This is a genomic window from Agrobacterium sp. DKPNP3, assembly GCF_052686535.1.
Window position 1 is genome coordinate 75,956 of record NZ_JBQYSN010000007.1, and the last position, 16,419, is coordinate 92,374.

16 protein-coding genes are annotated in these 16,419 nt (G+C 59.2%); 5 read left to right on the plus strand and 11 right to left on the minus strand.

Annotated features, from left to right (window positions below; all coding sequences use genetic code 11):
* Positions 1–10 precede the first annotated feature (10 nt).
* Genes coaA through hisB form a run of 7 tightly spaced genes read right to left on the minus strand, consistent with a single transcriptional unit; the run spans position 11 to position 4,631 of the window.
* A complete protein-coding gene (gene coaA, locus ACUTJJ_RS03690; RefSeq protein ID WP_172801665.1) occupies positions 11–1,012 on the minus strand; it encodes a type I pantothenate kinase in 1,002 nt (333 codons plus the stop codon).
* Complete coding sequence (locus ACUTJJ_RS03695) at positions 1,009–1,332, minus strand: phosphoribosyl-ATP diphosphatase (RefSeq protein WP_296069531.1); 324 nt, start codon at positions 1,330–1,332, stop codon at positions 1,009–1,011. Before ACUTJJ_RS03695 ends, coaA begins: the two co-directional genes overlap by 4 nt.
* 15 nt (positions 1,333–1,347) lie before the next feature.
* Positions 1,348–2,124 (minus strand): imidazole glycerol phosphate synthase subunit HisF, encoded by a 777-nt coding sequence (gene hisF / locus ACUTJJ_RS03700; protein ID WP_063951590.1) that lies wholly within the window; start codon positions 2,122–2,124, stop codon positions 1,348–1,350.
* The gene (gene hisA / locus ACUTJJ_RS03705) at positions 2,121–2,864 is read right to left on the minus strand and encodes a 1-(5-phosphoribosyl)-5-[(5-phosphoribosylamino)methylideneamino]imidazole-4-carboxamide isomerase (RefSeq protein ID WP_445541332.1); all 744 of its coding nucleotides are present in this window, start codon (positions 2,862–2,864) and stop codon (positions 2,121–2,123) included. The genes hisF and hisA overlap by 4 nt, the downstream gene beginning before the upstream one ends.
* Position 2,865: 1 nt before the next feature.
* Positions 2,866–3,516: an imidazole glycerol phosphate synthase subunit HisH gene (gene hisH / locus ACUTJJ_RS03710; RefSeq protein WP_445541333.1), complete on the minus strand. Its 651-nt coding sequence runs from the start codon at positions 3,514–3,516 to the stop codon at positions 2,866–2,868.
* A 1-nt stretch (position 3,517) separates the two neighbouring features.
* Entirely contained in the window at positions 3,518–4,012 is a 495-nt protein-coding gene (locus tag ACUTJJ_RS03715; protein WP_296069522.1) for a DUF2628 domain-containing protein, read from the minus strand.
* 22 nt (positions 4,013–4,034) lie between these two features.
* Positions 4,035–4,631, minus strand: a complete 597-nt coding sequence (hisB, locus tag ACUTJJ_RS03720; protein WP_445541334.1) for an imidazoleglycerol-phosphate dehydratase HisB — start codon at positions 4,629–4,631, stop codon at positions 4,035–4,037.
* A 201-nt stretch (positions 4,632–4,832) separates the two neighbouring features.
* On the opposite strand from hisB, the gene hslV reads away from it, so the two are divergent.
* The 4 genes from hslV to ACUTJJ_RS03740 all read left to right on the plus strand — a co-directional run bounded on the left by hslV (position 4,833) and on the right by ACUTJJ_RS03740 (position 10,188).
* Positions 4,833–5,357: an ATP-dependent protease subunit HslV gene (hslV, locus tag ACUTJJ_RS03725; protein ID WP_004444336.1), complete on the plus strand. Its 525-nt coding sequence runs from the start codon at positions 4,833–4,835 to the stop codon at positions 5,355–5,357.
* Between the two features lie 73 nt (positions 5,358–5,430).
* A complete protein-coding gene (hslU, locus tag ACUTJJ_RS03730) occupies positions 5,431–6,738 on the plus strand; it encodes an ATP-dependent protease ATPase subunit HslU (RefSeq protein WP_063951596.1) in 1,308 nt (435 codons plus the stop codon).
* Between the two features lie 196 nt (positions 6,739–6,934).
* A complete protein-coding gene (locus ACUTJJ_RS03735) occupies positions 6,935–7,900 on the plus strand; it encodes a DUF1402 family protein (RefSeq protein WP_063951622.1) in 966 nt (321 codons plus the stop codon).
* A 119-nt stretch (positions 7,901–8,019) separates the two neighbouring features.
* The gene (locus ACUTJJ_RS03740; protein WP_296069515.1) at positions 8,020–10,188 is read left to right on the plus strand and encodes a malate synthase G; all 2,169 of its coding nucleotides are present in this window, start codon (positions 8,020–8,022) and stop codon (positions 10,186–10,188) included.
* Between the two features lie 77 nt (positions 10,189–10,265).
* On the opposite strand, the gene ACUTJJ_RS03745 is transcribed toward ACUTJJ_RS03740, so the two are convergent.
* Entirely contained in the window at positions 10,266–10,979 is a 714-nt protein-coding gene (locus tag ACUTJJ_RS03745; RefSeq protein WP_063951598.1) for a L,D-transpeptidase, read from the minus strand.
* A 184-nt stretch (positions 10,980–11,163) separates the two neighbouring features.
* Here ACUTJJ_RS03745 and ACUTJJ_RS03750 point away from each other — a divergent pair, with 184 nt between their 5' ends.
* Entirely contained in the window at positions 11,164–11,649 is a 486-nt protein-coding gene (locus ACUTJJ_RS03750) for an MmcB family DNA repair protein (protein ID WP_063951599.1), read from the plus strand.
* 57 nt (positions 11,650–11,706) lie between these two features.
* Here ACUTJJ_RS03750 and ACUTJJ_RS03755 read toward each other — a convergent pair whose 3' ends face one another.
* The 3 genes from ACUTJJ_RS03755 to hrpB all read right to left on the minus strand — a co-directional run bounded on the left by ACUTJJ_RS03755 (position 11,707) and on the right by hrpB (position 16,185).
* Positions 11,707–12,294, minus strand: a complete 588-nt coding sequence (locus ACUTJJ_RS03755) for an ActR/PrrA/RegA family redox response regulator transcription factor (protein ID WP_063951600.1) — start codon at positions 12,292–12,294, stop codon at positions 11,707–11,709.
* Between the two features lie 73 nt (positions 12,295–12,367).
* Positions 12,368–13,675 carry a two-component system sensor histidine kinase ActS gene (gene actS, locus ACUTJJ_RS03760; protein WP_144578466.1) on the minus strand — a complete coding sequence of 436 codons (1,308 nt, stop codon included), beginning with the start codon at positions 13,673–13,675 and terminating at the stop codon, positions 12,368–12,370.
* A 29-nt stretch (positions 13,676–13,704) separates the two neighbouring features.
* The gene (gene hrpB / locus ACUTJJ_RS03765) at positions 13,705–16,185 is read right to left on the minus strand and encodes an ATP-dependent helicase HrpB (RefSeq protein WP_445541335.1); all 2,481 of its coding nucleotides are present in this window, start codon (positions 16,183–16,185) and stop codon (positions 13,705–13,707) included.
* Positions 16,186–16,419 lie beyond the last annotated feature (234 nt).

Consider the following 16,419-nt stretch of genomic DNA (forward strand, 5'->3'; position numbering starts at 1 on the left):
TACTTGATTTTCAGAGCTTACGAAGCGCAACGGTGTCGATCAGGTGGTTCTTGCCTTTGCGCAGAATGAGATCCGCCCGCGGTCGCGTGGGGACAATGTTTTGGCGCAGGTTTTTCAGGTTGATGTTCTGCCAGAGCCCCTCGGCGATGCTGAGCGCTGCCTCCTCACTGATCGACGCATAACGGTTGAAGAAGGAATTGGGGTCGCGGAAGGCGGTCTGCCGCAGGTTCATGAAGCGGTTCACATACCAGTTGTGAATGAAATCCTCGTCGGCATCGATATAGATCGAGAAATCGAAGAAATCGGAAACGATCGGCACGATGCGCCCGCCTGCCGGCAGATCACGCGATTGCAGCACGTTGATGCCTTCGAAAATGAGGATGTCGGGTTGGTCGACAACCGTGTATTCATTGGGCAGCACATCATACGTCAGGTGCGAATAGCGCGGCGCCTTCACATTCGGCTGGCCGGCCTTGATTGCCGAGAGGAACCGCAGCAGCGCGCCAATGTCATAGCTTTCCGGAAAACCCTTGCGTTCCATCAGGTTCTCCCGCCGCAGAACCTCGTTCGGATAAAGAAAGCCGTCCGTGGTGATCAGATCGACCTTCGGGCTGGAAGGCCAGCGCGCCAGGAGCTCTTTCAGAATACGTGCCGTCGTGGATTTTCCAACAGCGACGGAACCGGCAATGCCAATGACGAAAGGCGTCTTGTTGACGTCAGCCATGTTGAGGAAGCGGTTGCGCTGCTCGAACAGCAGTTGCGACGCTTCGACATGTGATGACAGCAGGCGCGATAGCGAGAGATAGATGCGCCGCACTTCGTCCAGATCGATCGGATCATCCAGCGAACGCAGCCGCTTGACCTCGTCCGCAGACAGGGTCAACGGCGTATCGGCGCGGAATTTAGCCCATTCTTCGGAACTGAAGAAGTGATAGGGTGAATATTCGTCCGCACGAAAATGATCGAGTGTGCCTGGCATGCCTCTCTCCCCGCTGCCTGCCGTGACATTCATGACGTCGGCCTCGCCGCCTTTTCCGCAAGGCCGGTCTGGCCTGTGCGCCGCTCAAGCTCGGCAAAAACGTCCGCAAGTGGAATATCGGCAATCTTCAGCACGACAAGCAGATGGTAAAGTAGATCGGCGGCCTCGTTTTTCAGCCCATCGCGATCTTTGGCGATGGAGGCAATAACGGTCTCCACCGCCTCTTCGCCGAGTTTTTTCGCGGCGCGCTCCTGACCGGCCGCAACCAGCTTGGCCGTCCAGGATTCGTCAGGAGATGCGGCGGCGCGGGTTGCGACGATGCGCTCCAGATCGGAAAGGGTAAATGCGCTCATGGGGAAATCCTGCAATCAGTCGAGACGCATGGCGATGCCATGCTCGGCCATGTAGTTCTTGGCTTCACCGATCGAATAGGTGCCGAAGTGGAAGATGGAAGCGGCAAGCACTGCCGTTGCGTGGCCATCGCGAACACCCGCCACCAGATCATCCAGCGTGCCGACGCCGCCCGAGGCGATGACAGGCACGCGGACCTGATCGGCAATGCTGCGCGTCAGGCCGATATCGTAGCCGCTCTTCGTTCCGTCGCGGTCCATCGAGGTGACGAGCAACTCGCCAGCCCCACGCTCGACCATCCTGATGGCGAATTCGACGGCGTCGATACCGGTCGGCTGGCGGCCGCCGTGGGTGAAGATTTCCCAGCGGTCAGCCTCGCCATCTTTCGAAACCCGCTTGGCGTCGATGGAAACGACGATGCACTGGTTGCCGAACTTGTCGGCCGCCTGCGCGACGAAATCGGGATCCTTGACGGCGGCAGAATTGATCGAGACCTTGTCGGCACCGCAAAGAAGAAGCTTGCGAATATCGGCAACGCTGCGAACGCCGCCGCCAACGGTTACCGGCATGAAGCAATGATCGGCCGTGCGCGACACCACATCGAAGATCGTATCGCGGTTGTCCGAAGACGCGGTGATGTCGAGGAAGCAGAGTTCATCCGCCCCCGCGGCGTCATAGGCTTTCGCCGCCTCGACCGGATCACCCGCATCGATCAGATCAACGAAGTTCACGCCCTTGACGACACGACCGTCTTTTACGTCGAGGCAGGGAATGATGCGGGCTTTGAGGGTCATGCACGTGCCTCCTTCGCAGCCTTGATAAGGGCAAGTGCCTCGGCGGGATCAATACGACCGTCATAAAGCGCACGGCCCGAAATCGCACCTTCGAGCTTTGTGGCATCGGGCTGCAACATGCGCTTGATGTCATCGATGGAGGCAAGCCCGCCGGACGCGATGACCGGAATGGAGACCGCGTCGGCCAGTTCCAGCGTTGAGGCCCAATTGATGCCGGCCAGAATGCCGTCGCGATCGATATCGGTGTAGATAATCGCGGCAACACCAGCGCCTTCGAAACGTTTGGCAAGCTCGATGACGCCGAGTTCGGAGGCTTCCGCCCAGCCTTCAACGGCAACCTTGCCGCCCTTGGCATCGATGCCGACGGCGACCTGGCCGGGAAAACGCTTGCAGGCTTCAATGACCAGAACCGGATCGCGCACCGCCACGGTGCCGAGAATAACGCGCGCAAGGCCGCGGCTCAGCCAAGCCTCGATATGATCGAGCGTGCGGATCCCGCCGCCCAGCTGCACCGGGTTTGTCGTCGCTTTCAAAATGGCGTCAACCGCCGCGCCATTGACCGTCTGGCCGGCGAACGCACCGTTGAGATCAACGACATGCAGCCATTCAAAGCCTTGATCCTCGAAGGCCTTCGCCTGTGCTCCGGGATCGGTATTATAGACGGTGGCCTGGTCCATATCGCCGAGTTTCAGGCGAACGCACTCACCGTCTTTGAGATCGATTGCGGGAAAAAGGATCATGTCAGGGCTTCCAGCGCAGGAAATTGGAAATCAGGGCGAGGCCGAGCGTCTGGCTTTTTTCCGGGTGGAACTGCGCGCCCGCCATATTGTCGCGGCCGACGAAAGCCGTCATCGCGCCCCCGTAATTGGTCGTAGCGATGACGTCAGTCGCATGCTTGGCCGCCAGATGATAGGAATGCACGAAATAGGCGTGCAACCCATCCGCGCCGGTCTTGATACCGTCGAACAGCGGATGTGCGTGGCGGATTTCCAGCGTATTCCAGCCGATTTGGGGAATCTTGAGCCCAGGATCAGACGGCGTCATTTGGACAACATCACCCTCGATCCATCCAAGTCCGTTGCTCACGGTCTTTTCCAGCCCCCGGGAGGACATAAGCTGCATGCCGACGCAGATGCCGAGGAAGGGATGGGCCTTTTTTTCGACGGCTTCGACGAGTGCCTCATGCATGCCGGGAACGGCATCCAGACCCGCTCGGCAATCGGCATAGGCGCCGACACCGGGCAGCACGATGCGGTCCGCCGAGGCGACGTGATCGGGCTTGTCGGTCAAATCGATGGTTGCGTTGATACCGGCTTCACGCGCGGCGCGCTCGAAAGCTTTGGTGGCCGAGCGCAGATTGCCCGAGCCGTAGTCGATGATCGCGACACGCATGTCAGCGCCTTCCATTCAAGTCGAAAAGAAACGATCCGGCGGGATCGTTGACGAAGTTTGTGTCGCCGCTCTTTTGCGGCGAAGGGGTCCAGACCGGCTGTGACATCTGTTCCACTGCGTCGGCATTTTCCGAGAGACCGGAGAAATAGATGTCTTCGGCGCTCGAAAGATCAGGGGCTGAAACAACTGACGTCAGCGTCCAGCCTTTGCGGATCAGGTGCCGGACGAGAAAATCGCGTCCCTCCAGCGCCGTGATGAGCCCAGTCGCGAGACCAAAAAGAATTCCGGCAGGTTCGAACCCGGCGAACGTCGAGATCTGCCCGGCGGCAAAAAGGGCGATGACAACGATGGCCGTCGCCAGCCACAGCCGGTTGATCGCAAGCCATAACCATGGCGCAAAGAAAGCCAGCCACACGAAACGATCTGCGATGAAGCGGGTCGTCTTGTGGTCCCTGTCCGGCCCGTTTGGGGCTTCCAGAACGAGATAGCTTGTCATGGGCTTCCTGACAGCTTGGGCGTCAGGCCAGCATGCCCTTCGTGGAGGGAACGCGGCCTGCCTGCCGGGGGTCGATCTCGGTTGCCGCGCGAAGAACGCGGGCAACAGCCTTGAAGCATGTTTCAGCGATATGATGGTTGTTGGCGCCGTAATGGTTCAGGATATGCAGCGTGATGCCGGCGTTCTGGGCGAGCGCCTGAAAGAATTCACGTACCAGTTCGGTGTCGAAAGTGCCGATCTTTGGTGCGGAGAAATTGACGTTCCACACGAGAAACGGTCGGCCGGAAATATCGACGGCGGCCTTGGTCATCGTCTCGTCCATGGCAAGGTCGAGCGAGGCGTAGCGGGTGATGCCACGCCGATCACCCAACGCTTTCGCAATCGCCTGGCCGATGGCGATGCCGGTATCTTCCACGGTGTGGTGGTCATCGATATGCAGGTCGCCCTGGACCTCTATCTCCATGTCGATCAACGAATGGCGGCTGAACTGGTCCAGCATATGGTCGAAAAATCCCACGCCGGTGGAAATTTTCGATTTGCCGGTGCCGTCGATATCCACGCGGACCGAAACCGAGGTTTCGTTGGTCTTGCGGATAATCTCGCCTTTACGTTCTGCCATTTTGGCCGCTCCGTGGAAATGTTGCCGTTCCTTATCAGCACGGGACACAAATATCCAGTTGTTCCATCGTCTTGGCTGACCTGCGGGAAACACGGCGCGATCCCGATGATTGCAATCGGAAAAACCCGACTTACATAGAACCCGAAAAGGGCCGTAACCCGGTCCGTTAACTCCAGGCCCGGCAGGGCAGACAGGTGTTTGATGACAACAATCATTACAGTCAGAAAGGGCGGCAAGGTCGTCATGGCTGGCGACGGGCAGGTAAGCCTCGGCCAGACCGTCATGAAGGGTAACGCCCGCAAGGTTCGTCGCATCGGCAAAGGCGAAGTGATCGCTGGTTTCGCCGGCGCAACGGCGGATGCCTTTACATTGCTTGACCGTCTCGAAAAGAAGCTCGAGCAATATCCTGGCCAGTTGATGCGCGCAGCCGTGGAGCTCGCGAAGGACTGGCGGACCGACAAATATCTGCGCAATCTTGAAGCCATGATGCTGGTGGCCGATAAATCGACCACACTTGCCATTACCGGCAACGGTGATGTGCTGGAGCCTGAACATGGCGCAATCGCCATCGGCTCCGGCGGCAATTATGCATTCGCCGCCGCCCGCGCGATGATGGATACCGACAAGTCGGCCGAAGACGTGGCGCGTCAGGCGCTCGATATCGCCGCCGATATCTGCGTTTACACCAATCACAATCTCGTCGTGGAAACGCTCGACGCCGAGTAAGCCAATTTCTCACCAATGGGTCCTGTGGGCCGGGCCGAATGGCCGGCCGGAACAGGAAAGCCGAGAGGATAGAATGACCACTTTTTCTCCCCGGGAAATCGTCTCGGAACTGGACCGTCACATCATCGGTCAGCATGATGCAAAACGTGCCGTCGCGATCGCACTGCGCAATCGCTGGCGCCGCCAGCAGCTCGATGAGAGCCTGCGCGACGAAGTCATGCCGAAAAACATTCTCATGATCGGTCCGACCGGTGTCGGTAAGACGGAAATCTCGCGCCGCCTTGCCAAGCTGGCCGGCGCACCATTCATCAAGGTCGAAGCCACCAAGTTCACCGAGGTCGGTTATGTCGGCCGCGATGTCGAGCAGATCATTCGCGACCTGGTCGAGATTGGTATCGGCCTCGTGCGCGAAAAGAAGCGCGCCGAAGTGCAGGCCAAAGCGCATCAGAGCGCCGAAGAGCGGGTGCTTGATGCGCTTGTTGGCTCCACCGCATCGCCGGGCACACGCGAAAGCTTCCGCAAGAAGCTGCGCGACGGCGAGTTGGACGACAAGGAAATCGATATTGAAGTCGCCGATAGCGGATCGGGCATGCCTGGTTTTGAAATTCCCGGCATGCCGGGCGCCAATATCGGCGTGCTCAACCTGTCGGAAATGTTCGGCAAGGCCATGGGCGGACGCACCAAGAAGGTGCGCACCACTGTGTCGAAATCCTATGCCGATCTCATCCGCGACGAATCCGACAAGCTGCTGGACAATGAAATGATCCAGCGTGAGGCGGTGAAGTCGGTTGAAAATGACGGCATCGTCTTCCTCGATGAGATCGACAAGATCGCCGCCCGCGATGGCGGGATGGGCGCCGGTGTTTCGCGCGAAGGCGTGCAGCGCGACCTGCTGCCGCTGGTCGAAGGCACGACGGTGTCAACGAAATATGGGCCTGTCAAAACAGACCATATCCTCTTCATCGCATCGGGCGCCTTTCATGTGGCCAAGCCGTCGGATCTGCTGCCGGAGCTTCAGGGCCGCCTGCCGATCCGCGTTGAGCTGAAGCCGCTCACCCGAGAGGATTTCCGCCGTATCCTGACGGAGACTGAGGCAAGCCTTATCCGCCAGTACAAGGCGCTGATGGCGACGGAAGAACTCGACCTCGATTTCACAGACGACGCCATCGATGCCCTGGCTGACGTAGCCGTTCATCTTAATTCGTCGGTCGAGAATATCGGTGCCCGCCGCCTGCAGACGGTAATGGAGCGTGTTTTGGACGAGATTTCCTTCAACGCGCCGGATCGTGGCGGTTCCGCCGTCAAGATCGACCAGGACTATGTTCGTAAACATGTCGGCGATCTCGCCGCCGATACGGACCTCTCGCGCTATATTCTCTGAAGACTTCAGGGATCGAAGAAAGAGGAGTGCGGCCTTATTTGCCGCACTCTTTTATTTTATCAGCCTCATCTCGCATTCAGCCCGCATTTTGTTTATGGGAAGGGCTGCATTCCCTTTGGAACCGCTTTCGTGGAATGATCAGGTTTGTCAGCAGCTGTGCTGGCTTAGCCGCAGGCTTGAAAAAAGGCATTCGCTCGTGCGCAAAACTCTTTTGGCATTTGCCGCTGCTTTGACGTTCACCGTCACCGCATCCTCCTATGTTGAGGCCGCAACGGTCGTACCGCCCGGCAACCGCAATGCCGAGCAGCCGGGCGTCCCCGGTGCTTCCGCAAAGAGAACCAAGGCCTCCAACACGTCTTATGAGCGGAAATATAAGAAGGTCCTTGATCTCTTGTCTTCCGACAAGGCGCTGATTGCCAAGATCAAGTCGACAGCGGCGCGTTACGGTATTGATCCGATCCACATGATCGGCGCGATCGTTGGCGAGCACACCTATAATGTCGATGCCTATGACAGGCTGCAGTCCTATTACGTCAAGGCGGCCTCTTATGCCGGCGGCAGCTTCCGTTTCGGATACAAGGACGAGACGATCGCGCAGTTTCTGACGCATTCACAATTTTCCAAATGCCAGTCGAAAAAGGATTCCTACAGCCTCTGGAACTGTCGCGAAGATGTTTGGGAAGATAGTTTCCGCGGCAAGACCGTCGATGGCGTTGCCTATCCCAACAATCGGTTTAGCGCGGTTTTCTTCCAGCCATTTTACGCGGGCCAGACCTTCGGCCTTGGCCAGATCAATCCGCTGACGGCGCTGATGCTGTCCGACATGGTGGCAAGAACCTCGGGTTATGAGAAGCTGGACGAGAACGATGCCGCAGCGGTCTATACGTCAATCATGGACCCGGACCACTCCCTTGCCTTCATGGCAGCCGCCATTCGCAAATCGATCGATGACTACAGGTCGATCGCCGACATGGATATCTCGAAAAATCCCGGCCTGACCTCGACACTCTATAATGTCGGGGGATCGCAGCAGCGCGCGGCGGTCCTGGCGCAGAAGAACCGCCAGCGTGCCGCAAGCGGAGAACAGCCGTCGTTGCCGGAAGAGAATTACTACGGCTGGCTGGTGAATGACCGTATCAAGGACCTCCAGGGTCTCTTGTAGGAAAAGACTTATATCCGCCAGATTGTTTCCATAATGGAAATAATATTTGGCGATCCGCCGCAATTGACGAGCAGCCGCCTCAGCGTCCAATCTGTGTCTTCAGAATAGAGGAGGCGCATGTGAGCCGCACGGATAAATTCGGTCTTTCCATTGACGACAGGCTGTATGCCTTTTTGACGGACGATGTGCTTCCCGGCGCGGGTCTCAGCAGCGAGGCTTTTTTTGAAGGCTTTTCGGCCATCGTTCATGAGCTCTCTCCGAAGAACCGCGAGCTGCTTGCCAAGCGCGACGCGCTGCAGGAAAAAATTGACGGCTGGTACCGAGAGAACGGAGCACCATCGGATTTCGAGCGCTACGAGGCATTCCTGAAGGAAATCGGCTATCTTCTGCCGGAGGGACCGGCTTTCCAGGTCGAAACAACCAATGTCGATCCGGAAATAGCCGTTGTTGCCGGGCCGCAACTCGTTGTTCCCGTCATGAATGCACGCTACGCGCTGAACGCCGCGAACGCCCGTTGGGGTTCGCTCTATGACGCGCTCTACGGCACCGATGCCATTTCCGAAGCCGAGGGTGCGGAAAAGGGCAGGGGCTATAACCCGAAGCGCGGCGAGAAGGTTATCGAGTGGGCGCGCAACTTCCTCGATGAATCCGCGCCGCTCGCAAGCGGCAGCTGGTCTGAGGTCACCAGCTTCGAAATCGTTGACGGCCTGCTGCAGCTTGTCGTTGGCGATGCCACGACCGGCCTCAAGGACGAAACGCAGTTCAAGGGTTTCACAGGCGACGCGGCGAAGCCCGCAACGATCCTGCTCGGCAAAAATGGCCTGCACACCGAGATCGTCATCGATCCAACCACTGAAATCGGTAAGGGCGATCGGGCAGGCATATCTGACGTCATCCTTGAATCCGCTTTGACCACCATCATGGATTGCGAGGATTCGGTGGCCGCCGTCGATGCCGAGGACAAGGTGCTGGTTTACGGCAACTGGCTTGGCCTGATGCGCGGCGACCTGACGGAGGAGGTCTCCAAGGGCGGCAGCACCTTCACACGCCGCCTCAATCCGGATCGCTATTATACAGCACCCAATGGCTCCGCGCTCACGCTGCCGGGCCGGTCGCTGATGCTGGTCCGCAATGTCGGTCACCTCATGACCAATCCGGCAATCCTTGATCGGGATGGCCGCGAGGTTCCTGAAGGTATCATGGATGCTGTCGTCACAGCGCTCATTGCACTCTACGACGTCGGCCCTTCCGGGCGACGCCAGAACTCCCGGGCCGGCTCCATGTATGTGGTAAAGCCGAAGATGCATGGGCCGGAAGAAGTGGCCTTCGCCAACGAGATTTTCACCCGCGTCGAAAAGCTCGTCGGCATGCAGCCCAATACCATGAAAATGGGCATCATGGATGAGGAGCGCCGCACCACTGTTAACCTCAAGGAGAGCATTCGAGCTGCGAAGGATCGTGTGGTCTTCATCAATACGGGTTTCCTCGACCGTACCGGTGACGAAATTCACACCTCAATGGAAGCAGGCCCGATGATCCGCAAGGGCGACATGAAGCAGGCGGCTTGGATCGCTGCTTATGAAAACTGGAACGTCGATATCGGCCTCGAATGCGGTCTTTCCGGCCACGCGCAGATCGGCAAAGGCATGTGGGCGATGCCTGACCTGATGGCTGCGATGCTGGAGCAGAAGATTGCGCATCCGAGGGCGGGCGCAAACACTGCCTGGGTACCGTCGCCGACGGCGGCGACGCTACATGCGACGCACTATCACAAGGTCGATGTTGCCGCGGTTCAGGAAGGCCTGAAAAGCCGCGGGCGCGCCAAGCTTTCCGAGATTCTCTCAGTGCCGGTCGCGCCGCGTCCCAACTGGACGCCGGAAGAAATCCAGCGGGAACTTGATAACAATGCGCAGGGTATTCTCGGCTATGTCGTTCGCTGGGTCGATCAGGGCGTCGGCTGCTCCAAGGTTCCTGACATCAACAATGTCGGCCTGATGGAGGATCGCGCGACGCTTCGCATCTCCGCCCAGCACATGGCTAACTGGCTGCGCCACGGCGTGGTGACGGAGGCCCAGATCCTCGAGACCATGAAGCGCATGGCCGCAGTTGTTGATGCTCAGAATGCCGGCGATGCCGCTTATCACCCGATGGCATCGGATTTCGACGGCTCGGTGGCTTTCCAGGCTGCTGTCGAGCTGGTGCTGAAGGGCCGCGAACAGCCAAACGGCTATACCGAGCCGGTCCTGCACCGCCGCCGTCTGGAGCTGAAGGCGAAGAAGGCGGCCTGATCAGCCTCCTCACGCACGGTACAAAAAAGCCGCCGGGAGATCCTCGGCGGCTTTTTCTTGATCTGCTGGTGTGACCCTTACTGGATCACGACGACCTTGGTGCTGCGGCCGGGGCGGACGCGGCTGTAAAGGTCGATCACATCCTGGTTGATCATGCGAATGCAGCCGGAAGAGGCAGCGGTGCCGATCGAGGCCCATTCGGGCGAACCATGAATGCGGAACAGCGTATCTTGGCCCTTGTCGTTGAAGAGATACATGGCGCGTGCGCCCAGCGGGTTGGAAAGGCCGGGGCCCATGCCAGCCTCGACATATTTCGCCACTTCCGGCTTGCGATCCGCCATTTCTTTCGGCGGATGCCACATTGGCCATTCCTGCTTCCACGCCACATAGGCTTCACCAGCCCAGGCGAAACCAGCCTTGCCGACGCCGATGCCGTAACGCACCGCGCGGTTGCCGGAAAGGATATAATAAAGGAAACGATCGCGCGTATTGACGATAATCGTGCCGGGACGCTCGTTCGTCTGGAACTCGACGATCTGGCGGCGGTATTTTTCGTTCACGCGGTTGATCGGGATGGCTGGGAGCGCATAACCCGCATCGGTCACCGGACCGTAAACATCATTGAAGATCTGCACCGTTTCGACCTTCGCCGGAACGGGATCGGCAACCGGTACGGAGGCTGCGATCTTGCCTGATGTCGGAGTTGCGGATTGGGAAGTCGTTTCGGCGCAGCCGGCCAGTGCCAGTGCTGCCGTCAGACCGAGTATGGTCAATGGGGTACGGATGCGCATGTCGTTCTCGCGGAAAATTCGCCAAATTGTGCGAAGGAGTAGGCTTAATAGGATAAATCGGTTATTTTCCATTCAGCCGCACTTGGCAAGCCGTTGTGCAGCCGCGAAACGGCACCGCATTTAAAATTGCCGGTTGATTGCCTTTTTTGCAACAATAGGCCAAACGCCTCAGCAGCCATTATCCATGACTATTCTTTCCGTTACCAACAATAATCCGTTAATCGACGGCCGCCAGTCGGACAAGGCGATGCTGGTGCGTCGCGGCGTGCAGGTGCTGTTGCACGAGATGCGCCACTCGGTCTTGCCGGAACTGCCGCTGGCAAGCGGGCGGCGGGCCGATCTCATCAGCCTGTCTTCCAAGGGTGAAATCTGGATCATCGAAATCAAATCCTCGATCGAGGACTTCCGTGTCGATCGCAAGTGGCCCGATTATCGGTTGCATTGCGACCGCCTCTTTTTCGCCACCCATCCAGAGGTGCCAACGGATATCTTCCCGGAAGAATGCGGGCTCTTCCTGTCGGACGGCTACGGGGCGCATATGCTGCGCGATGCGCCGGAGCACAAACTGCCGCCGGCAACCCGCAAATCGGTCATGCTGGATTTTTCGAGAACCGCTGCGACCCGGCTGATGCTGGCTGAATGGACGACGGGGCGCAGTTTCGGGGAATAGCGGCTGGCTTCGGCGCATCGTCCAGACGGAAACCGTTTCCCAATTTTACTGAAATGCTTATTTTGGCGCGCGTTTGGCAAGAATGCGCTGCAGGGTCCTTCGATGCATGTTCAGCCGTCGCGCCGTTTCCGAAACGTTGCGCTCGCACATCTCATAGACACGCTGAATATGCTCCCACCGCACCCGGTCGGCCGACATTGGGTTTTCGGGCACTTCGGTCTTTTCGCCCTTTCGCTGTGTGAGCGCGTTGAAAACATCGTCCGCATCGGCAGGTTTGGCCAGATAATCCAGCGCCCCGAGCTTCACGGCGGTTACGGCGGTCGCAATGTTGCCGTATCCGGTCAGAACAACGATCTGTGTATCGTCGCGGCTCTGCCTGATGGCCTCAATGACCTCCAGACCGTTACCATCGGTCAGGCGCAGATCGACGACCGCATATTTGGGCGGTGCGGCCTTGGAGCGGGTGATACCTTCGCTGACCGTCTCGGCGGTCTCGACGACAAAGCCGCGCGTTTCCATAGCCCTTGCAAGCCGGCGCAGAAATGGGCCGTCATCATCGACGATCAGCAGGGAGCGGTCAGGTCCGATCGGATCAACGTCCTCTGATGCGGTGGTGGCTGAGGGGTTCTGGTTTTCTGTGTTCATGTTTCCGGCCTTCCGGCAACTTTATCGGCTTGGTTTTCTTCTTTTTATCGCCGCTTCAGCGTGAATGGTAAAGTCAACGGCTCCTTTTATCGTCCATCAGCGCCCGAGGCCAGACGATTGTGACGCGTGCCCCGCTTTCGCCAGCGGTGCGGTTACCGAAGGTGACGGCTGCGCCTGACCGCTCCAACAGCGTTTTCGCGATGAATAGGCCAAGTCCCAGTCCGCCCGCCCGCGTGTCGTTGTGACGTTCGGTCACATAGGGTTCACCGATGCGGGCAAGCAAATCATGAGCATAACCGGGCCCGTCATCCTCGATAACGACGGTAACCGTCTGCGAATCGTATGCGACGGTCACGGTTACCTTCTGCCGCGCATAGTCGACTGCATTTTCAATGAGGTTGCCAAGGCCGTAAATGATGCCGGCGTTTCGAATGCCGACCGGCTCCTCTGCGCGGCCGTTCTTTTCCACCAGTTCAAGCCGAATGCCGAACTCCCGGTGCGGGGCCATCACCTCCTCGATCAGGGAGGAGAGCGGCAGGCGGCGCATGTGCTCCTCGTTATCAGCGGAAAGCGACGTCAGCCGGCGCAGGATATCGCGGCATCTTTCGCTCTGGCTGCGCAGCAGCCCGATGTCTTCGCCGAATTTTTCGTCGTGCCCAAGTTCCCGCTCCATCTCCTTGGCGACAACGCTGATGGTCGCAAGAGGTGTGCCGAGCTCATGCGCCGCGGCGGCTGCCAGCCCGTCGAGCTGGGAGAGGTGCTTCTCTCTCTCCAGTACCAGTTCGGTTGCGGCCAAGGCATCCGCCAGCTGGTTTGCCTCGTGGGAAACGCGATACGCATAAAAAGCCGCAAACGAGGTCGTGGCAATAATGGCGACCCAGGTGCCCACATGCAGCAGCAGCTGGATCGGCAGAACTTCGCCGGGATACCACGGAACCGGAAATGGCGAGAAGGCAATCGCCGTCGAGCAGATCACGGCGAAGACGAGGAGAATGAGCGAGTGCCGCAGCGGCTGCGAGGCAAATGCAATAATGACCTGCACGCAGATCAGCGGCGCGAAGGGATTGGAAAGTCCACCCGTGATATAGATGAGCGCCGTCAGTTGCAGCAGGTCGAATGCCAGAAGCAATGTCGCTTCCCAGGGCTCCAGACGGTATGTTGAGGGAAAGCGGGCCGTTAGAAACAGGTTGGCAAGCGCCAGTGCCGCGATCAGAAGGCCGCACGCCAGAAGCGGCAGGGGAAAATTCAGCCCAAAGGCGACGAACAAGATTGTTGCCGTCTGGCCGGCAACCGCCAGCCAGCGCAGCCAGACAATGGTTTGCAACCTTATCCGGCGACTGGCGCGGCCAAGTCTGGTGGTTTCGATCGGTTGGCTGGCCACCGTCTTCTCCTTTGCCCGTTTCATCGTGCTCATGTCCCACGCGGCTTCGCGCGGCTGGTCGGCAGGGCGGCGGCAGGATCCTCCGGCCACGGATGGCGTGGATATCGCCCGCGCATGTCCGCCCGCACATCCTTCCAGGATCCGGCCCAGAAACCGGGAAGATCGCGTGTCGTCTGTATCGGCCTATGTGCGGGCGAGGTCAATTCGAGGAGGAGCGGCAGGCGACCCTGCGCGATTGCCGGGTGATCCCTCAGCCCGAAAAGCTCCTGCACGCGAATGGAAAGCGTCGGCTCGCTGCCATCGTAACGAATGGGGTGCCGCTGACCCGTCGGCGCCTCGAAATGCGTGGGCGCGAGCCGGCTGAGGTCCCGGGCAACCTCGTGCGGTACAAGGGAGAGGATACCCTCGGAAAGACTACCGGGGCGGATGTCCTGCAAACTGCGTGCACCGTTCTGGAACGGAACGAGCCAATCATCCAGTCTCGAGAGCAATGCCTCATCACTGACATCGGGCCACGGTTCGCCGATGCTCGCATGCAGGAAGCCGATCCTGTCACGAAGCTGCAGTGTCTCCTTGGAGAACGGGAGAATGCCGATGCCGAATTCTCTAACGCCATTGGCAAGCGCCCTCGCTGCCCTTTCACCATCGGGGCGGGGCAGGGGCGTTTCATCGAGGATAATGGCGCCAAGCCGTGTCACCTTTCGCGCCCGGGCCTGACCGCTCGCCTTGTCGAACAGCAATTGCTCCTGCTGAACGATAAGATGTGGCATTCGTTCTTCTATATCGGCTCTCTCGATACTGGCTGCCGCCAGAATGCGCGGCTGTGCCGCCCGTCCGGTAACATCGGCGACAACGAGCATTCTGTTGGCAGCCAGCCTCTCCGTCTCGGCAAGCTCGGCGCCGCGCCCATTTGCCATGACGTAACGCCCACGTGCGCCGCGTTGAAGCGCGATGCGGTCGGGATAGGCATGTAACAGCAGCGGCCCGGCCTCGCCAGGTATTTCCGCACTGTTTTTGCCGACAGCGTCATACAGTCTGGATGCCAGCTTGCGGGCCGCCTGCGCCCTCTCGCTTCTGTCGGAAAGAAAGCGGCGCAGCCTTTCATCGAGATCGATATCGTTGCCGCCGAGCCCCTGTTCCGTCAGCATGACGGCAAGCATTGCCGCCTTTTTCCCGGCACCTTCATCGGTTGCCGCAAGGACCATGGCCGCCAGCCGCGGCGGTAGTGAAAGGCCACGCATCAGATGGCCACGCTGCGTGAGCGACCCGTTTTTGTCGAGCGCGCCGAGATTTTTCAAAAGTGCCACCGATTCTTTCATTGCCGCCTCGGGCGGCACATCCAGAAAGGCGAGAGATGCGGGGTCCTGTACACCCCAATGCGCGAGATCGAGCGCAAGGCCTGCCAGGTCGCTTGCCAGAATTTGCGGCGGCGTGAAGGCGTTGAGCGCCGCTGTCTGTCCCTGATGCCAGAGGCGGATGGCAACACCGGGTTCGGTTCGTCCGGCGCGCCCCGCCCGCTGGTCGGCGGAGGCTCGGGACACGCGCACCGTCTCCAGTCGGGTTATCCCCGGCGCGGGTTCGAAAACCGGAAGGCGCTGCAATCCGCTGTCGATCACCACCCGCACGCCGTCGATGGTGATCGAGGTTTCGGCTATCGAAGTCGCAAGTACAATCTTGCGGCGGCCGGAAGCTGCGGGCTTTATTGCCGCATCCTGCTCCTTTTGCGAAAGATTGCCATAGAGCGGAATAACATCGGTATCTGCGGAAAAATGACCATCCAGCCGCGCAGCTGTTCGGGTAATTTCCGCCTGTCCCGGCAGGAAGGCGAGGATGGAGCCTGTTTCGGAGGCGTGGACTTCGGCGATCGCCTTGGCCACTTTCTCTTCAACCGACACACCATGCCACCGTTCTTCGTATCTGATATCGATTGGAAATGTGCGGCCGAGGCTTTGAATAACCGGCGCGTCACCCATGAGCCTGCTTATGCGCTCGACATCGAGCGTGGCAGACATGACCAGAACGCGCAAATCCTCCCTCAACCCAGCCTGTACGTCGAGCGCCAAAGCCAGACCAAAATCGCCGTCGAGCGAACGTTCGTGGAATTCATCGAAAATCACCGTTGAGACGCCAGCCAGTTCAGGATCGTCCAGAACCATCCGCGCGAAGACACCTTCGGTCACAACCTCGATCCGTGTCTTAGAGGAGACGCGGTTGTCGAGCCGCATGCGATAGCCGACCGTCTGCCCGATATCCTCGTGAAGCAAGTCGGCCATGCGGCCGGCAGCAGCGCGCGCAGCAAGCCGTCGCGGCTCGAGAAGAATGATCTTGCCGTCGCCTCGCCACGTCTCGTTTAGAAGATGCAGCGGCACGAGCGTGGTCTTGCCTGCTCCGGGTGGCGCGGAAAGCACCGCACGTCCTGTTGTCCCAAGCGCATCCGCGATGTCACTCAGCACGACGCTTACAGGCAGATCTGGTAGGGCGGGATTAAGGGCGATGGGGGTTCTGGTCATTCTAGGGGCCTGCAAAGGTGTCGTCGTGTAAGATGCGCTATAGCGCGTTTCTAAGCCTCGGTCCTGCGCTTTCGCAGCCTTAAGAATGCACCGGCTTCGTCACCCGGCGGATAAGTTGATACGCGCGTAATATGCAGCGGGCAGAGCTTCTGGAGGGCCGCACTATCTGCGGCACCAACTCAGGCCCCAGAGCGCGACTTCCATGCCGTTTCGCTCCGAAACCCGAAACTATCT

What these genes read in the sequence shown, in the direction of transcription:
- coaA (WP_172801665.1), bottom strand. Translation starts at nt 1,012, where the DNA reads ATGAATGTCACGGCAGGCAGCGGGGAGAGAGGCATGCCAGGCACACTC.
- ACUTJJ_RS03695 (WP_296069531.1), bottom strand. Translation starts at nt 1,332, where the DNA reads ATGAGCGCATTTACCCTTTCCGATCTGGAGCGCATCGTCGCAACCCGC.
- hisF (WP_063951590.1), bottom strand. Translation starts at nt 2,124, where the DNA reads ATGACCCTCAAAGCCCGCATCATTCCCTGCCTCGACGTAAAAGACGGT.
- hisA (WP_445541332.1), bottom strand. Translation starts at nt 2,864, where the DNA reads ATGATCCTTTTTCCCGCAATCGATCTCAAAGACGGTGAGTGCGTTCGC.
- hisH (WP_445541333.1), bottom strand. Translation starts at nt 3,516, where the DNA reads ATGCGTGTCGCGATCATCGACTACGGCTCGGGCAATCTGCGCTCGGCC.
- ACUTJJ_RS03715 (WP_296069522.1), bottom strand. Translation starts at nt 4,012, where the DNA reads ATGACAAGCTATCTCGTTCTGGAAGCCCCAAACGGGCCGGACAGGGAC.
- hisB (WP_445541334.1), bottom strand. Translation starts at nt 4,631, where the DNA reads ATGGCAGAACGTAAAGGCGAGATTATCCGCAAGACCAACGAAACCTCG.
- hslV (WP_004444336.1), top strand. Translation starts at nt 4,833, where the DNA reads ATGACAACAATCATTACAGTCAGAAAGGGCGGCAAGGTCGTCATGGCT.
- hslU (WP_063951596.1), top strand. Translation starts at nt 5,431, where the DNA reads ATGACCACTTTTTCTCCCCGGGAAATCGTCTCGGAACTGGACCGTCAC.
- ACUTJJ_RS03745 (WP_063951598.1), bottom strand. Translation starts at nt 10,979, where the DNA reads ATGCGCATCCGTACCCCATTGACCATACTCGGTCTGACGGCAGCACTG.
- ACUTJJ_RS03750 (WP_063951599.1), top strand. Translation starts at nt 11,164, where the DNA reads ATGACTATTCTTTCCGTTACCAACAATAATCCGTTAATCGACGGCCGC.
- ACUTJJ_RS03755 (WP_063951600.1), bottom strand. Translation starts at nt 12,294, where the DNA reads ATGAACACAGAAAACCAGAACCCCTCAGCCACCACCGCATCAGAGGAC.
- hrpB (WP_445541335.1), bottom strand. Translation starts at nt 16,185, where the DNA reads ATGACCAGAACCCCCATCGCCCTTAATCCCGCCCTACCAGATCTGCCT.